General features: G+C 64.5%; 1 protein-coding gene. It reads left to right on the forward strand.

The window, feature by feature from the left end; all coding sequences use genetic code 11:
* Nucleotides 1-256: hypothetical protein (locus tag DBR44_RS19560; RefSeq protein WP_158613680.1), on the forward strand; the 256-nt coding region annotated here is incomplete at both ends.

A 256-nucleotide genomic window follows, 5' to 3' on the forward strand; every position in this document is an offset into this window, starting at 1 on the left:
TCAACGGTACCGCTCAGCCGGGTCATGTGCTGACCGCTGCTGAAATCAGCGCCGGTCAGGTGGTGATCACCCCGAATGCGCCAGCCGAAGGCGGCACGCTGAACGTGGCCGCGACCATCACCGATGTGGCGGGCAATACCTCGGCCAGTGCCAGCGATAGCGCCGTTCGCGACACCACCGCGCCGAGCGCCCCGACTGTGGTCATTGCTACTGATGCCAACAACGACGGCTTCATCAACAAGGCCGAGCAAGGCAG

The sequence above is a fragment of the Aquitalea sp. FJL05 genome (assembly GCF_003852595.1).
GTDB classification, from domain to species: Bacteria; Pseudomonadota; Gammaproteobacteria; order Burkholderiales; family Chromobacteriaceae; genus Aquitalea; species Aquitalea aquatilis.